14 protein-coding genes are annotated in these 15102 nt (G+C 36.9%); 7 read left to right on the plus strand and 7 right to left on the minus strand.

Annotation, left to right across the window (positions count from 1 at the left end):
* Nucleotides 1-62 precede the first annotated feature (62 nt).
* Nucleotides 63-2198: an FUSC family protein gene (locus ACLCDL_RS10675; protein ID WP_423148283.1), complete on the plus strand. Its 2136-nt coding sequence runs from the start codon at nucleotides 63-65 to the stop codon at nucleotides 2196-2198.
* On the opposite strand, the gene ACLCDL_RS10680 is transcribed toward ACLCDL_RS10675, so the two are convergent.
* Entirely contained in the window at nucleotides 2190-2837 is a 648-nt protein-coding gene (locus tag ACLCDL_RS10680) for a DsbA family protein (RefSeq protein ID WP_423148284.1), read from the minus strand. The two genes, ACLCDL_RS10675 and ACLCDL_RS10680, sit on opposite strands and share 9 nt — an antisense overlap.
* Before the next feature lie 189 nt (nucleotides 2838-3026).
* Here ACLCDL_RS10680 and ACLCDL_RS10685 point away from each other — a divergent pair, with 189 nt between their 5' ends.
* Together ACLCDL_RS10685 and ACLCDL_RS10690 are read left to right on the plus strand one after the other, a co-directional pair.
* Nucleotides 3027-3194, plus strand: a complete 168-nt coding sequence (locus tag ACLCDL_RS10685) for a hypothetical protein (RefSeq protein ID WP_423148285.1) — start codon at nucleotides 3027-3029, stop codon at nucleotides 3192-3194.
* A 105-nt stretch (nucleotides 3195-3299) separates the two neighbouring features.
* Nucleotides 3300-3740 carry a glycine zipper domain-containing protein gene (locus ACLCDL_RS10690; RefSeq protein WP_423148286.1) on the plus strand — a complete coding sequence of 147 codons (441 nt, stop codon included), beginning with the start codon at nucleotides 3300-3302 and terminating at the stop codon, nucleotides 3738-3740.
* A 12-nt stretch (nucleotides 3741-3752) separates the two neighbouring features.
* Here ACLCDL_RS10690 and ACLCDL_RS10695 read toward each other — a convergent pair whose 3' ends face one another.
* The 4 genes from ACLCDL_RS10695 to ACLCDL_RS10710 all read right to left on the minus strand — a co-directional run bounded on the left by ACLCDL_RS10695 (nucleotide 3753) and on the right by ACLCDL_RS10710 (nucleotide 7891).
* On the minus strand, nucleotides 3753-4013 hold the full coding sequence (locus tag ACLCDL_RS10695) for a hypothetical protein (protein ID WP_423148287.1): 261 nt from the start codon (nucleotides 4011-4013) through the stop codon (nucleotides 3753-3755).
* An 84-nt stretch (nucleotides 4014-4097) separates the two neighbouring features.
* Complete coding sequence (locus tag ACLCDL_RS10700) at nucleotides 4098-5543, minus strand: T9SS type B sorting domain-containing protein (protein WP_423148288.1); 1446 nt, start codon at nucleotides 5541-5543, stop codon at nucleotides 4098-4100.
* Between the two features lie 127 nt (nucleotides 5544-5670).
* On the minus strand, nucleotides 5671-6417 hold the full coding sequence (locus tag ACLCDL_RS10705) for a hypothetical protein (RefSeq protein WP_423148289.1): 747 nt from the start codon (nucleotides 6415-6417) through the stop codon (nucleotides 5671-5673).
* A gap of 88 nt (nucleotides 6418-6505) precedes the next feature.
* Nucleotides 6506-7891, minus strand: a complete 1386-nt coding sequence (locus ACLCDL_RS10710; protein ID WP_423148290.1) for a sensor histidine kinase — start codon at nucleotides 7889-7891, stop codon at nucleotides 6506-6508.
* A 170-nt stretch (nucleotides 7892-8061) separates the two neighbouring features.
* Here ACLCDL_RS10710 and ACLCDL_RS10715 point away from each other — a divergent pair, with 170 nt between their 5' ends.
* Nucleotides 8062-9423, plus strand: coding sequence for an NAD-dependent succinate-semialdehyde dehydrogenase (locus ACLCDL_RS10715; RefSeq protein ID WP_423148291.1), 1362 nt, complete (start codon nucleotides 8062-8064; stop codon nucleotides 9421-9423).
* On the opposite strand, the gene ACLCDL_RS10720 is transcribed toward ACLCDL_RS10715, so the two are convergent.
* Both ACLCDL_RS10720 and ACLCDL_RS10725 read right to left on the minus strand, forming a co-directional pair.
* Nucleotides 9416-10144 carry a DUF3307 domain-containing protein gene (locus ACLCDL_RS10720; protein ID WP_423148292.1) on the minus strand — a complete coding sequence of 243 codons (729 nt, stop codon included), beginning with the start codon at nucleotides 10142-10144 and terminating at the stop codon, nucleotides 9416-9418. The two genes, ACLCDL_RS10715 and ACLCDL_RS10720, sit on opposite strands and share 8 nt — an antisense overlap.
* Entirely contained in the window at nucleotides 10131-10760 is a 630-nt protein-coding gene (locus ACLCDL_RS10725; RefSeq protein ID WP_423148293.1) for a hypothetical protein, read from the minus strand. Before ACLCDL_RS10725 ends, ACLCDL_RS10720 begins: the two co-directional genes overlap by 14 nt.
* Nucleotides 10761-10962: 202 nt before the next feature.
* On the opposite strand from ACLCDL_RS10725, the gene mnmA reads away from it, so the two are divergent.
* The 3 genes from mnmA (at nucleotide 10963) to ACLCDL_RS10740 (ending at nucleotide 15070) form a co-directional block, all read left to right on the plus strand.
* Complete coding sequence (gene mnmA / locus ACLCDL_RS10730) at nucleotides 10963-12051, plus strand: tRNA 2-thiouridine(34) synthase MnmA (protein WP_423148294.1); 1089 nt, start codon at nucleotides 10963-10965, stop codon at nucleotides 12049-12051.
* 185 nt (nucleotides 12052-12236) lie between these two features.
* Entirely contained in the window at nucleotides 12237-14576 is a 2340-nt protein-coding gene (gene topA, locus ACLCDL_RS10735; protein ID WP_423148295.1) for a type I DNA topoisomerase, read from the plus strand.
* A gap of 89 nt (nucleotides 14577-14665) precedes the next feature.
* Complete coding sequence (locus ACLCDL_RS10740; RefSeq protein ID WP_423148296.1) at nucleotides 14666-15070, plus strand: hypothetical protein; 405 nt, start codon at nucleotides 14666-14668, stop codon at nucleotides 15068-15070.
* Nucleotides 15071-15102: the final 32 nt, after the last annotated feature.

A 15102-nucleotide genomic window follows, 5' to 3' on the forward strand; every position in this document is an offset into this window, starting at 1 on the left:
TACCTTTTAAGTACAAAAGGTTTTATCTTCGCAACTACATTCCGGTCCAAAACGCTTCAATAATGAATCAACCCAGAGAAATAAAAAGTTTTATACACAGCCTTTATTTTTCTGATGGCATCCGTATTACACTTGGAGTACTTTTACCATCACTCATTCTGGCCCAATTCGGGCAACTTATTACGGGTATAACAATTTCGCTCGGCGCTTTTTCTGCCAGTTTAGGCGATAACCCCGGGCCCTGGATCCATAAACGAAACGGCATGTTAGGCTGCATTTTTGCAGTTATTTTTACGGGTTTTGTTACAGGGTTATTAAACAGCTATCCAGCGTTAATGATGGTAGGCTTGTTTATTTTCTGTTTTTTTTTCTCCATGTTATCCATTTATGGAGACCGGGCAGCAAATGTGGGGACAGCTGCCCTGCTGGTTGTAGTGTTAACTATTGATGACAGCCTGACGCTTGGGCAAAATCTTTTTCACGCAGTTTATTTGTTTATAGGCGGTATCTGGTATCTGGGATTAAGTATGTCGGTTTTGCAGATACGGCCTTACAGGATGGCGCAGCAAACACTTGCAAATTGTATTGAAGAAGTTGCGAGTTATTTACAGGTAAAGGCCAGTTTTTATGATATAAATGAAGATTATGATGAAACATACCAGAAACTGATAGCCCAGCAGGTAGTAGTAAACCAGCAGCAATATCATGTAAGGGAGTTGTTGTTTAAAACAAGGCAAATCGTTAAAGAATCTACCAGTATGGGCCGCAAGCTGGTTCTGGTATTTGTTGATATTGTTGACTTGTTTGAACAGACAATGGCCACCCATTATGAGTATGGAAGTATTCGTAAAACATTCGGACAAACAGGAGTTCTTATTCACTTTAAAGAAATCATTCTAAAAGTTGCGGAAGAGCTGAATCATCTGAGCTTAAAATTATTAAGCAACGAAATTCCCGAGCCTTTGAACAATTTTCAATCCGATCTGGAAAAACTAAAAACAGAAATAGACAAAGTGGAATCTGAATTTGGTTTGAACAACCTGGTACTGAAAAAAATCCTTATAAATGTTCGTAACATAGTTAACCGAATTCAAAAGATTTATAGCTATTTCCAGTTAAAACTTTTAAGTGCCGACCAAACTAAAAACCTTGAACTCAGTCAGTTCGTTTCTCACAACGAGTTTGATTATAAGCTGTTCAGAGAAAACCTGACTTTTGAGTCGGGTATTTTCAGGCATTCTGTTCGCGTTGCAATTGTATCCGTAATTGGTTATCTTTTTTCAATAGCACTGCCTTTAGGACACCATAGTTATTGGATACTTTTAACTATTTTAACCATTCTTAAACCCGGATTCAGCCTTACCAAACAACGAAATTTTCAGCGTTTAACCGGGACTTTTTTTGGTGGGATTGTTGGGGCACTGATTGTTATTTTTATTAAAGACGACATCGCACGATTTATTTTGCTGCTCGTTTTTATGGTAGGTGCTTATACTTTTATTCGTCAGAATTATATAGTAGGCATACTTTTTCTAACTCCTTATATTATTATTTTATTCAGCTTCTTAGGTCTTGGCGGATTAAGTGTTGCCCGTGAAAGAATATTTGATACCATTGTAGGCTCTGTAATTGCTTTTACTGCCAGTTATTATATATTCCCCTCGTGGGAATACCGGCAATTAAAAGGTTTAATGAAACAGATTCTGATGGCCAATTACAAATATCTTTATAAGGCCGGAGAAAAACTGGCAGGAAGAGAATTAGATGTAACAGAATATAAATTGGTAAGAAAAGAAGTGTATGTAAGCTCGGCCAACATTTCATCGGCTTTTCAACGAATGCTGTCTGAACCAAAGAGTAAACAGAAAAACGGACAGGATCTGCATAAATTTGTAGTTCTTAACCACAAACTTTCTTCTTATATAGCTTCTCTTTTGGCCAGCCTGCAGCGAAATGAAAATCATCCGGTAAATACAGCTCATATTAAATCTATTAAAAAGGCATTATACCTGCTGGCTGAAGCTGTAAATAAACTAAATCCAGAAGATAAAAGCTTTAAAGAAACTGATCTTTCCATACCAGAGAATTCAATTCAGCTTATTGAAGATACTCCCGACAATAAATTGCTGAACGAAGAGCTGGAATATGTACTTAAAGTAAGTAAGGATATTAACAGAATTTGCGAAAAGTTAAGCTGATCTTATTTCTGATAATACATTCTGAATACGCAGTTCCAGAGTTTCCAGGTCAGTATAACCTCTGGCAATGAGATAAAAATGAGTATCGCTATTCTGAATCAAAACTGAAGGATAGCCATTTACTTCGAGTTGTCTTGCCAGAGCAAAATCATAATAAGCATCCTGCTTAAATTGTTCAAGCTGCATTTTATAAATAAACTCGTCGGGATCGAGGCCAAAATTTACAGCAATATAACGATAAAGCTCCTCTTCATTCAGGTCTCTTCCATTGAAATAAAATTCATTTTGTAAAGCATGGGCAAATAATACTGCCTTTTCGGGATGAGTAGATTTAAAAACACTTAATGCAATTGAAGGCTTTTCTGAATCAAGTATCAGTTCGCCTCTTTCCAAAACTTTTAAAAAAGCTTCCCCGAAAGTGGTACCGCTTGTTTCTTCAACTGTTCTGTATGCTGTTTTAATGTAGGGAGCGACTACTCCTATTGGTCCTGTACGTTCACCTGTTATCATTCCTCCGCTAATCACTTCAAAATCTGTTTGCGCTGAATATTTTTCGTAAACAGCTTTTATGACCGGACTAAAGCCATAACACCAACCGCAAAGAGCGTCATAAACATATATTACTTTGATATTCTTCATTCTAAAAGAAGGCGAAACCGATCAAATTGTTTAGTAGTGAAAAAGCGGGCTGTCCGAACATTTTTTTCTGAAGATGACCAAAAAAAGATACACTTAAAAAATGTCATACTATCGTCAGCCAACAGAAAAGCTTATTCTACTGTTTGGCATTAAAATAGAAAGATAAAGGCATAACCTAAAACTAAAAAAATGAAAGTTTCAAAAAAGTCATCACTTGAAAAATTGCTGGAACGTTTTGATAAAGAACTTAAACAGTCTTTAAAACAGGATCTGCAGTTATTTAAAATAAGTAAGGATTCTTTTTTTAGTAAATCAGCCAAAGACGTGATAAATAATGATGGTCTTTTGGTCGCTTAAATCCTGATATAATTTTTTTCCTGATACTAAAATCTTCGAAAAAAAGTTTATCTTAGAAGTATAAGCCTTACGGTTTATCTAAACCAATATAAATTACTATCGTCCATGTTTAATGTAAAACTCTTTCTGTGTGTTTTGGCTGTCATGGTTTTGCCTTTCTTATTTACGGGATGTGCTTCAGTAAATAAAACACAGAAAAGTACTTTCCTCGGATCAGCAGCCGGCGGTGCAATTGGAGCGATCATTGGGAAACGGGCAGGAAACACGGTTGTAGGAGCCACAGTTGGAGCAGCTTTAGGAGCTACGACCGGAGCTTTTATAGGCAAAAAGCTAGATGGAATATCCGGCAGTCAGAAGAATAAAAACAATCAGTTATACGTCATTGACGGAGTTCCCTACAAAGGAAAAGAAGCCCAAGCCCGATTAACAACTATTACAACAGATAAAATTGCGAGTGTAAAGTTTTTGAAAGATGCAGAAGCGATTGAAATGTTTGGGAGTATGGGAGCAAATGGAGCTGTTTTAATAAATCTGCATAAAATATGAAAAGAGTAAACGTTAGTTTACATTGCTTATCTGATTCATAATCTCCCGGTAATTTTCATATTTATAAATCATCATTTTAAAGCCTTCAATCAGCTCTTCAAGTTCTGATACGGATTCTGTTATATTAACGCAGCTAACTCTTCCACTTATAATTTCATTGATCAGTTTGTAGCAATACTCATGTAACTTATAAACCCTGTCATTATATAAATCTGTTGATCGTAAAGCAATGCTTAACAACTTTATTTTTTCTTCTGCCGATAATTCAATCATCCTCTTTTTTTATAAAGAACTTTTCAACTGCCTGATTGTTTTTTTGTTAGTGTTTTTTTAGCGTGGTACCTTTCCAATAATCAATTAATGCAATACCAAAACCCAGCCTTTTTTAATACCCAGTGTCCCTTCTTTAAGATCCAGTGTATAATAATAAGTTCCTGAAGGTAAAACCTGTCCATTTCTATTGCCATCCCAGGGTTTTGAATATCCAATACTTCTGTAAACAATTTCTCCAAAACGGTTATATACCGTTAACCATGCATTAGAGTAAGTATTAAGAGCTACAATATTCCAATTATCATTTATCCCATCACCATTAGGAGTGAAAGTATTTGGAATTTGGAGATCTTTGTAAACCTTTACAAAAATCTTATCGCTCGAAACAAAGTTACATCCAACATCAGAAAGAAAGGTTAAAGTGTACTCGGTATCTTCCAGGGGCTGGGCCGTTGTACTCAAAGTGGCTGGCGAATCAGTAGCCGGATACCACGTGTATCTTCCGTTAGTTGCTCCTGTTATTTTGCCTTCTAATTTAACGGGCCTTCCCTGTACTGTAAAAATTGTATCAGGGCCGGCATCAACCACAGGTTTCTCTAACACCTGCACGAGAATAGAATCTGAATATATTCTGCAAGCGGATGAACTGATATTTCCGGCTGCAGAAACAGACAACCGGAATTTATACCCTTTTTTATCAGGGGAGGAAACGGGAAAAACAGCTGGTGTACTTGTTGCTCCTGCAATGTCTTTCCAGCCTTCAGTATCATTCGTGTTTATTTGCCATTGGTAACTGTAAGTTCCAGAGGTTACCTGAGCATCTAATGAAATGATTGCAGGAAGCCCTTCACAGATGGTTGAATTTCCATCTGCTGCTTTTGCCGAGGGGGTAACTACAGGCCCAAATGGACGAAACGTTATGTCGTCCAGTGCCAAATCGTTTCCGCAGCCTCCCGGAGCGTTATTGATAATTTTTAATTCTATTTCTGACTCATTTCCGGTTGTAAAATATAAGCCATATTGTTTCCATTCGGGATTATCAGTTGAAGTAATATCACCAGTGGTATATTCTTTTTCACCATTAGCAGTTTTAATATTAAAAGTCAGATTTACCGGAATTTGCGAAGGGCATGGTGCATATTTCTTTTGAACATTCATTACCCATGCTGCAAATTCGTAAGTAGTATTGGGGCACAGATTAGAAACTGTTTGGCGGAAAAAAACACCAGGTTCTTCTTTTGCGTTAACAAGCATCATATATCCATTGCCTGTATGATCAGATAACAAAGTATGCCAGGAATCATTAAAGCAACCATAGGTATTGGCTACTAATTTATAATTTCCGTCGGGAGGACACTGATCTGTCGTCCAGAGTGAATATGTAGTAGTAATAGGTGCCGGCCCCTGTGTGGCAGATCCAAAATCTATATTTACAACCGGATCGCCCAGGTTTCCTTCTTCGAGCTGTGCAACAGAATAGAAAGGCAGGAGAATAAGTAGCAGAAATGCTTCATAAAAAAATGCCTTCATAGTAAAGTTTATATTGAATCTGCAATATAAACTTTTTCATAAACTTAATAGTTTTACTACAACGATAACCGTTATTTAAAACAAAAATTTAAACTCCCTTTAATACTGTAATCTGTTCGGGGAATTTCTATAAAGAAGAAGTTGCCGCTACTTTTAACTTATTTTGATTTACTGTGCTGCTTTTACTGTTTTGTGGTTCTTCTGTTGCCAAAACTGATACTTTGTATGTGCTGGTATAAAGCATGTCTTTATCAGATAGATCCGATGGTGCTTTTTGCTGATAATTCAGCAATGCATACGCCAGATTTTTTCTCTGCGGAAAAAACAGCAATTTGAAGCGGTTGGTAGAATAAGATGAGGGATTTTTTTTATCAATTACAAGATTATAGGTCGTATTCTCATTCAGATCGATCTGCTTATTTAAATAAGAATCTTGCAAAATCACCTGGCAGCTGCCAAGATCTACATATTCTGCTTTTAAAGTGAGGGAGGCAGAGCTACGAGAATCTATGTTCAACCCAATTTCAATATCCTGATTCAAATCAGGCATTCTGTTTAATGATAATGCAATATCGTCTTTTGACAGGGTACTCACAGATACAGGGCTTCCTCCAATATAAGTTTCATCCTCAAAGCCAGCACTTGCATTGCTGTTATTATCAAAAGTAATTACCGCTTCCTCTCTGTTAAACCCATCTTCCAGGCTGAGACGCACTAATTTTACTGCTGCCGTACTGCTGCCTGTAAAACTTGCTGTTTTGAATGGTGATGAAATAAATTGCGCATTAGCCTGCTGAGAAGCAAACACAAAAAGAGCAGAAGCTGTAAAGAAGGTAGATGAGAAACCAAGTAATTTTTTGATATTCTTTCTCATCGTATTGAATTTTCTACCTTCTACGAGAGAGACTTTATTATAGTTACATATTTAAAGAATTATATTAATACAAAAACGCGATTTTCTTTTAATGATGAATAGTCCCGGGAAAAGTAATGGTAAAATAAGTTCCAAGGCCAAACTGAGAGCGTACTTCAATAGTACCTCCCAGTTTCTCAACCGTTTCCTTTACGAGATACAACCCTAATCCCGCCCCCTTATTTTTATTAGCGGTAACAAAAAACATATCAAAAATACTGTTCAGATTCTCCTCCTTAATGCCAATTCCATTATCCCCTATTTCGATAATACAATTATCACCAGAGGCAAATGTTCGTATCATCAAATAACTTACTTCCTTTGTTTCGTCACTGTATTTTATTCCGTTAGAGATTAAATTATTAAAAATGATGCCCAAACGTAAGGGATCACTTTTAATTTCATCAAGCCATATCTCCTTATCTATCCTGAAGTTTCCAAAGCCTTTCATATATCTGTGCTGTACAATGGAATCTTCTATTATTTTTTTCAAACTAACAGGCTGTATACTGATCTCTGTTCTTTTGTTTCTTGAAAAATTAATTATTTCAGCAATAAACCGATCCTGCTGATCTATTATCTGATTCATTAATGTAAGATAAGCTTTAACTTCTGTAGGATCATGTTCTGTTGAAGCTATATTAACAAGGCCTTTAAGCGAAGTAATGGGCGCACGCAAATCATGCGAAGCACTGTACAGAAACTGATCCATCTCATGATTGGTTGTAGCCAAACTGTTATTTTTTTTTTTAATTTCCTGATAAGAATGACTTAATCTTTTAAGCGTTATAACCGTATAGATTACGGTACTGATTATTATGAGAAGGATAATTAGAATATTGGCGAAAAAAAGTTTCTTCTTTACCTGCTGAAAAGTATTACCAAGAATAGCTGAAAACGCTCTTTCGTGCGACGATGCTTTCTCTGCCAGGTTATAAAGCCTGAACGAATAGGTTTCTTTTAGCGAATTTTCAAAATTTTGAGAAATAGCAGCCTGATGAATTTCGCCGGCAATTTTATGTAGGTCTTCATTTAGTGTAGTACCCTCTTTTTGTAACCCATCCAGTTTTTTCATTAATGAAATATTTCTGGAAGTTTGAAAAAACCAGTTCAGTTCATTTAAATTCTGACTGAATTTTTCAGAAGACGCCTTTTTATTTTCTCCTTTTTTTGAGGCTGTTCCTAATCCGCTTTTTAATTGTTTAAGAACGTTGTTGTAGTATTTTTCGTCGCTTGTATTAAGGTAAACCAGTAAATTAAGAGCGGCAGTTTTTCGGGCTTTAGAGTATAGATATTCTTCCTGAGTATAAGAACGGGTAGCATATAAAAGTTTAACTGAAAAATAATTAATAATAACCAGCATTGCCAATGAGATTATTACAATTATTAACGGAAGTATTAAATTTTTTAATTTTAATGCCCTAAGACTACGCATCCCACCTAATTTTCAGGAAATTGATAACACTGATAGATGTTATTATGTTTTAATAATAAAGAAAAAAATATCTCTTTGATTAACTTTTTGTACTACCGATTAATAAAAATATATAAAACTTTTTATTTTTTTTTATTATTAAATAGTAGGTATTTGTAAAAGAGACGCAGATGGAATCAGTAAATCCAATAAACGGGCAAATTATAAAAAAATTTTCACCTGATACAGTAGAAAGAGTTCAGCAAAAATTAGTGCAAACAGAAGCAGCATGGCACAAATGGAAAGAAACTTCTTTTGAATCCAGGGCGGAATTATTGAAGTCAATTGCTGCTGTTTTAAAGAAACGTAAAGTTGAATTAAGCAGACTAATGGCCGAAGAAATGGGCAAGCCGGTTAATTCAGGAATAGCCGAAATTGAAAAATGTGCCTCGGTATGCGAATACTACGCTCAAAATGCTGAACTATTTCTTAAAGAGGAAATTATTGAAACGGATGCAACGAAAAGTCTGGTAACATTTGTACCCCTGGGCGTAATACTTGCGGTTATGCCCTGGAATTTTCCTTTCTGGCAGGTTTTCAGATTTCTTGCTCCTGCATTAATGGCTGGAAATGGCTGCCTATTAAAACATGCCTCTAATGTAATGGGTTGCGGACTGGCAATTGAGAATGTTATTCGGGAAGCGGGTGCACCTGCAGCTATTTTTCAAACACTTGTTATTGGAAGTGATATGGTTGATCAGGTGATCGAACATCCGGTTGTTAAAGCAGTAACCTTAACAGGAAGCACGGAAGCAGGAATGAAAGTTGCACAAAAAGCAGGATCGGTATTAAAAAAAGTAGTTTTAGAATTAGGCGGAAGTGATGCTTACATTGTTCTTAAAGATGCCGATCTGGAGCTGGCTGCTGAAACCTGTGCAGAAAGCCGTTTAATTAACAGCGGGCAAAGTTGTATAGCTGCCAAACGCTTTATTATTATCGAAGCTATTGAAAAGGAATTTACAGAGCTATTTGTAGAAAAAATGGCTTCAAAGGTAATGGGAGATCCGATGGATGAAAAAACGCAGCTTGGACCCATGGCTCGCCGCGACCTGAGAGACCAGGTACACGAACAGGTGGAAAAAAGCATTCAGTCTGGAGCAAAATGTTTATTAGGAGGCACTATACCGGCAGGTGAAAATGCCTTCTACTCTCCTACCGTACTTGCTGGGGTAAAAAAAGGAATGCCGGCTTTTGATGAAGAAGTATTTGGCCCTGTTGCAGCCCTTGTCACTGCGAAAAATGAAGACGAGGCCATTCAAATAGCCAATGACTCTGTTTTTGGATTAGGTGCAGCTGTATTTACCGCAGATTTAAGCCGTGGAGAAATGATAGCGAAACATAAATTAAACGCAGGTTCCTGTTTTGTAAATGCCCTGGTAAAATCAGATCCCCGCCTGCCTTTCGGCGGTATTAAACATTCTGGCTATGGCCGTGAGTTAAGCAGTTATGGAATAAAAGAGTTTGTAAATATTAAAACTGTATATATCAAATAACTTCTATTAGATATCGAACCAAAAGCCCGATTACAAAGGATATGGCAAAACTCATTAAGGTACCTATCAAAACATATTCAGTTTTCTTTTGCGTATTCTCCTTATCACTGAATCTTAAAATTGATTTTGCAGCAATTAACAGACCTACTGCTGTATATTGATTTATGAGGATAAATGTCAGAATTAAAAAACGTTCAAGCAAGCCAATCCACAGGCCTGCTTTTTCTAAACCTTCGCGGTTTATGTCTGCCTGGTTTCGCCATTTTTCTGTTGCAATTCCAACTAAGATACCTAAAGGCCAGGCAGCCATCACATAAGCAGTAATTACTATAATGTAATCAATATTGCTTACCGCTTTTTGCAGTATTAATTGCGCTTCATTCCATTTATTAAATATCCAGATCCATAAAAATAAAATAACAAGTAAATGGAGCAGCTGGTCAATTAAAAAGTATTTAAGATTATTTTTTTGGTATGACTTCCAGGAATCAATAAGAAAATGGGTAAAAAAAATAACCACAGGCAGTGCCCAGGCGGCCCATACTCCTGAAAACACATAAGCAAGAATTGCCGTAAGTGCTGCATGAAAGTATAATTTGCTTGATCTGATTTTTTTTTCTTTTCGCTCTTTAACCCACGACGAAGGTTGTAAAATAAAATCGGTTAGAAGATGCGCCAATAGTAAACGTACTAAAACGAGTAATTCTTCAGAATAAGTCATTTGTAAGAGAAATTATATAAGCGATTGTTTTTTCAATTTCCTTCCATCTCGACAGTTTAATCCTGTTATTTACAGCAGATTGTGCAATATGAAGGTTATCGGCAATTTGTTGCTGTGTTTTATCTTCTAATAATTGATAAATAACTTCCGATTGTCCTGTTGTCCAGTTACCTATTATGACATTCATCAGGTCTGTTATAACATCCAATTGCTTGTTTATCTTCTCATCTTTCGTTACAATACGTAGCCCCGTTTCTTCCATTTTATCAAATGTACGCCCTGAATAATGGAAAGCTTCTCCATCTGCATCCAGCACACTGTTGTTAAAATAAGAAATTTCTCCCAGGCCTATTACCATTTTGGCATCCAGTACAGTTTTTTGTTTGGATGGAGTTACTTTTTTAAACCAGCAGCGTAATTGTAAACTTCGCTTAATTGAAGTTTCAAAATCAGGCACCAATAATTGAAAACTGTCTCCGCGAAATAATTCTGCATACCCTTTTTCTGTCCATGACGCAAAAATTTCTTTTAACTGAGCTATGAGAGATTCTCTCTGCTTATCCTTAAGGCTTGTAAAACCTGCAATATCTCCGGTAATTACCGCTCCCTTTTTCATTTACCTTATTAGATTGTTATCAACTTATTTCTGGATAATACCCTATTATCTACTTATAAATAGATAATTGTTAATTATCTATTTTAAACTTGATAATCAAATATAAACAAGATTATTTTTAAAACGAAAGTCATTTTAAAGATTATAGTGATGGTAAATTAGATGAGAAGATTTTAGAAACTTATCTTTGCATTTTTATAACATGAGCAAGCACGGAAGAATATTAGTAGCAATGAGCGGCGGAGTAGATAGTTCTGTTGCTTCGGTAATGTTGCATGAGGAAGGATATGAGGTTATTGGATTAACCATGAAAACCTGGGATTATGCCTCATCAGGAAGTTCATCAAAAGAAACCGGTTGCTGCAGCCTCGATTCTATAAATGATGCCCGTGCACTTGCAGTAGCTTACGGATTTCCTCACTATATTCTTGATATACGAAATGAGTTTGGCGATTTTGTAATAGATAATTTTGTTGATGAATACCTTGCAGGACGAACACCCAACCCCTGTGTATTATGCAACACGTACATAAAATGGGAAGCCTTACTTAAAAGGGCAGATAAACTGGATTGTGAATTTATAGCCACCGGGCACTACGCAAATATTCGCTTGCAGGATAATGGAAGATATGTGATTTCTAAAGGAAAGGATGAAAATAAAGACCAATCTTATGTTTTGTGGGGTGTTTCCCAAAAGAATCTCGCCCGTACTAAATTCCCTTTAGGCAGTTTTACAAAAGCGGAGATCAGGCAAATGGCCCGAGATATGGGGCAGCTGGAACTGGCCAACAAATCTGAAAGCTACGAGATTTGTTTTGTTCCTGATAACGATTACCGTTCATTTCTGCGCCATAAAGTAGAAGATTTAGAAGAGAAAGTTGCCGGAGGAAATTTTATTCTTACAGACGGAACCGTTGTTGGAAAACATCAGGGTTATCCTTTTTATACCATCGGGCAGCGTAAAGGCTTAGGTATTGCACTTGGTCAGCCGATGTTTGTAACTAAAATACTTCCGGAATCAAATACAGTAGTTTTGGGCACGCAGGATGAACTGCAACGATCATCTGCTAAGGTTCGCAACCTTAACCTCATAAAATACGAAACACTGACACAACCGCTTGAAGCAGTAACCAAAATCCGGTATAAGGATGCAGGATCTTTAAGTACCCTTGTTCAGGAAGGTGATATAATGAATATTGATTTTCATCATCAGGTTTCCGGTATAGCTCCGGGGCAATCAGCTGTTTTTTATGAAGGAAGCGACCTCATCGGGGGTGGATTTCTGATGTAAACTTCAAAAAAAGCTGCTATATAAATATCTCTTTATTTTTTTACGAAGAGTATTTACAATAGCAAAAAAGGCTGTTCTGCCAACAATTTCAATTTCTATCAGTTAGAAAATACGCAGCTTGCACAGGCAAATGTTTGGCATTGCCTTTTATATTGATTTTATTTGCAAAAAATAGGATTTTCAGAATGGCAAAAAATTTACTGATAGTTGAGTCGCCCGCAAAAGCAAAAACAATAGAAGGATACTTAGGAAAAGATTTTTTAGTAAAGTCAAGCTATGGCCATATCAGAGATCTTGTTAAAACAGATGATGCGATAGATGTAAACAATAATTTCGTCCAGAAATACGAAGTTCCAGCAGATAAAAAACAGATTGTAAGCGAATTAAAAAAACTTGCAAAAGAAGCTGAAACAGTGTGGCTTGCATCGGATGAGGACCGTGAGGGAGAAGCAATTTCATGGCATTTATATGAAACACTCGGACTAAAAGACGACAAGACAAAACGTATCGTATTTCATGAAATTACAAAACCCGCCATTCTTCGGGCAATAGAAAATCCACGAAAAATAAATTATGATCTGGTAAATGCGCAGCAAGCACGCCGGGTTTTAGACCGTCTTGTTGGTTTTGAATTATCTCCTGTATTATGGAAAAAGGTTAAACCTTCGCTATCAGCCGGAAGAGTACAATCGGTAGCTGTACGGGTTATTGTAGAAAGAGAAAGAGAAATAAACCGCTTTAAACCCACCGCGGCCTTTAAAATAGTAGCTATTTTTTCTACCGGGAAACAAAAAGAACTGTTTAAAGCAGAATTACCGGAAAAATTTGAAACACAGGAACAGGCTGAAGAATTTTTAAAAGCGTGTTCTACGGCATCGTTTACAATTAAGAGTTTAGAAACCAGGCCGACTAAAAGAAATCCGGCCCCGCCGTTTACAACCTCTACTTTGCAGCAGGAAGCCAGTCGGAAATTAGGTTTTTCAGTTTCCAGGACTATGAGTATTGCTCAAAAGCTTTATGAGTCCGGAAAAATAACCTATATGCGTACAGATTCTGTAAACCTGTCTGACACAGCATTAAATGCGGCCAGCGCTGAAATACGCTCGGCTTATGGCGAAAAATACCATCAGCTTAGAAAATACAAAACCAAATCAGCAGGCGCTCAGGAAGCTCACGAAGCTATACGGCCTACCTACTTCGATCAGCATACTATTGATGGTGATAACTCTGAAAAAAGATTGTATGATCTGATCTGGAAAAGAGCAATTGCTTCGCAGATGAGTGAAGCTCAATTCGAAAAAACTACAGCAAAGATTTCCATATCCACTCGTCCGGAAGATTTTGTAGCCAACGGTGAAGTAATGAAGTTTGACGGATTCCTGAAAGTGTATATGGAATCTTCCGATGAAGACCAGGAAGTAACAATTGACGAAGAAAGCGACAATGCCATTCTTCCACCATTAATGCAATCTCAGCAACTAAACATGCAGGAAATAAAAGCGACAGAACGTTTCTCCCGTCCTCCTGCCAGGTACACGGAAGCGAGTCTGGTTAAAAAACTGGAAGAGTTAGGAATAGGCCGTCCGTCAACCTATGCCCCCACTATTTCTACTATCCAGAACCGGGGATATGTTGTAAAGGAAGACCGTGATGGAAAAACAAGGAACTTTAGAGTACTGACTTTAAAAAACGGGCAAATAAATAAAGAAAATAAAACCGAAATTACCGGAACAGAAAAATCCAAACTCTTTCCTACCGATATTGGCGCTGTAGTAAATGATTTTCTGGTAGCTCATTTTCAAGGAATTGTTGATTTTAATTTTACCGCAACTGTTGAGAAGGAATTCGATGAAATAGCCCATGGGTTAAAAGAATGGACTAAGATGATACAATCTTTCTATAGTCCGTTTCATCAGGAAGTAGAAAACACCATTCAAACAGCAGAAAAGGCTCGTGGAGAGCGTGAACTGGGCATTGATCCTGCAACAGGGAAAAAGGTTTCTGTACGTATCGGGCGCTTTGGGCCTTTTGTTCAGATTGGCGATTCCGAAGGGGAAGAAAAACCGCGATATGCAAGCCTGCGTACAGGACAAATGATTGAAACCATTACGCTGGATGAAGCCCTTGAACTTTTCAACCTTCCTAAAAAAGCGGGGATTTTTGAGGATAAAGAAATGACTGTAGCCATTGGAAAATTTGGCCCTTATATTCGTCATAATAATCAATTCTATTCAATACCAAAAGATGTTGATCCTTTAACTGTAAGCGAAGAATTAGCCATTTCATTAATTCAGGAAAAGAGAAAAAAAGATGCGGAAAAGGTAATTAAAACGTTTGAACAAAATCCGGAAGCAAAAATATTAAATGGACGCTGGGGGCCATATATCGAATTTGGCAAACAAAACGTTAAGATTCCAAAAGGAAAGGAAGCTAAAGACCTGACTTACGAAGAAGTAGTTTCTTTAGCAGAAGCGGCAGAAAAAGAGCCTAAAAAAACAGGACGAAAGTTTACACGGAAAAAGTAATTTAGCAAAGTGCAAGGTGCATAGTATAGAGTTTGCTGTCCGCTTTTTTAAACCCGCTTTGCGCTCTGCGTTTAGCTCAATGCGTAATTATGAAAAAAGATCTTCCTGAAAATATTGTTGAGGACGTTGCTATTGCGGTAGTGTTAGAAAGTGAATCTCCGGAGGCAAAGGTATGGAACGTTTATCTGGTAAATTTAAAAAATACGCCACTTGAAACCGTATTAGTAACCTCAAAAGGATATGGATTAAAAGATAATGAGGAAGTTAAAACCTCTATTTTAAGACATTCAATAGGCAATTTAGCTTCCAGAGACTTCTCGTTAATTGAAGCTATTGACGAGCAGGTTTTTGGCCTTACTAATGAATACTGGTTAAGCTACTATCAAAATGGCACCATTTACGACAAAAAATTTATTTTTCTGCCCGAAAGTATTGTTGAGTCTAATCTAATACGAATTCCGGTAGTTAATAAGCCGGGCGTAATGATTGGTTGAACTATTATCTCTTTTTAGTAAATTGGAAGAGT

Origin of the sequence: Rubrilithobacter danxiaensis (assembly GCF_047272945.1) — a bacterium.
Lineage (GTDB): Bacteria > Bacteroidota > Bacteroidia > Sphingobacteriales > Sphingobacteriaceae > Rubrolithibacter > Rubrolithibacter danxiaensis.

What these genes read in the sequence shown, in the direction of transcription:
- ACLCDL_RS10720 (WP_423148292.1), bottom strand. Translation starts at nt 10,144, where the DNA reads ATGACTTATTCTGAAGAATTACTCGTTTTAGTACGTTTACTATTGGCG.
- ACLCDL_RS10710 (WP_423148290.1), bottom strand. Translation starts at nt 7,891, where the DNA reads ATGCGTAGTCTTAGGGCATTAAAATTAAAAAATTTAATACTTCCGTTA.
- ACLCDL_RS10725 (WP_423148293.1), bottom strand. Translation starts at nt 10,760, where the DNA reads ATGAAAAAGGGAGCGGTAATTACCGGAGATATTGCAGGTTTTACAAGC.
- ACLCDL_RS10675 (WP_423148283.1), top strand. Translation starts at nt 63, where the DNA reads ATGAATCAACCCAGAGAAATAAAAAGTTTTATACACAGCCTTTATTTT.
- ACLCDL_RS10705 (WP_423148289.1), bottom strand. Translation starts at nt 6,417, where the DNA reads ATGAGAAAGAATATCAAAAAATTACTTGGTTTCTCATCTACCTTCTTT.
- mnmA (WP_423148294.1), top strand. Translation starts at nt 10,963, where the DNA reads ATGAGCAAGCACGGAAGAATATTAGTAGCAATGAGCGGCGGAGTAGAT.
- topA (WP_423148295.1), top strand. Translation starts at nt 12,237, where the DNA reads ATGGCAAAAAATTTACTGATAGTTGAGTCGCCCGCAAAAGCAAAAACA.
- ACLCDL_RS10740 (WP_423148296.1), top strand. Translation starts at nt 14,666, where the DNA reads ATGAAAAAAGATCTTCCTGAAAATATTGTTGAGGACGTTGCTATTGCG.
- ACLCDL_RS10695 (WP_423148287.1), bottom strand. Translation starts at nt 4,013, where the DNA reads ATGATTGAATTATCGGCAGAAGAAAAAATAAAGTTGTTAAGCATTGCT.
- ACLCDL_RS10680 (WP_423148284.1), bottom strand. Translation starts at nt 2,837, where the DNA reads ATGAAGAATATCAAAGTAATATATGTTTATGACGCTCTTTGCGGTTGG.
- ACLCDL_RS10685 (WP_423148285.1), top strand. Translation starts at nt 3,027, where the DNA reads ATGAAAGTTTCAAAAAAGTCATCACTTGAAAAATTGCTGGAACGTTTT.
- ACLCDL_RS10690 (WP_423148286.1), top strand. Translation starts at nt 3,300, where the DNA reads ATGTTTAATGTAAAACTCTTTCTGTGTGTTTTGGCTGTCATGGTTTTG.
- ACLCDL_RS10700 (WP_423148288.1), bottom strand. Translation starts at nt 5,543, where the DNA reads ATGAAGGCATTTTTTTATGAAGCATTTCTGCTACTTATTCTCCTGCCT.
- ACLCDL_RS10715 (WP_423148291.1), top strand. Translation starts at nt 8,062, where the DNA reads ATGGAATCAGTAAATCCAATAAACGGGCAAATTATAAAAAAATTTTCA.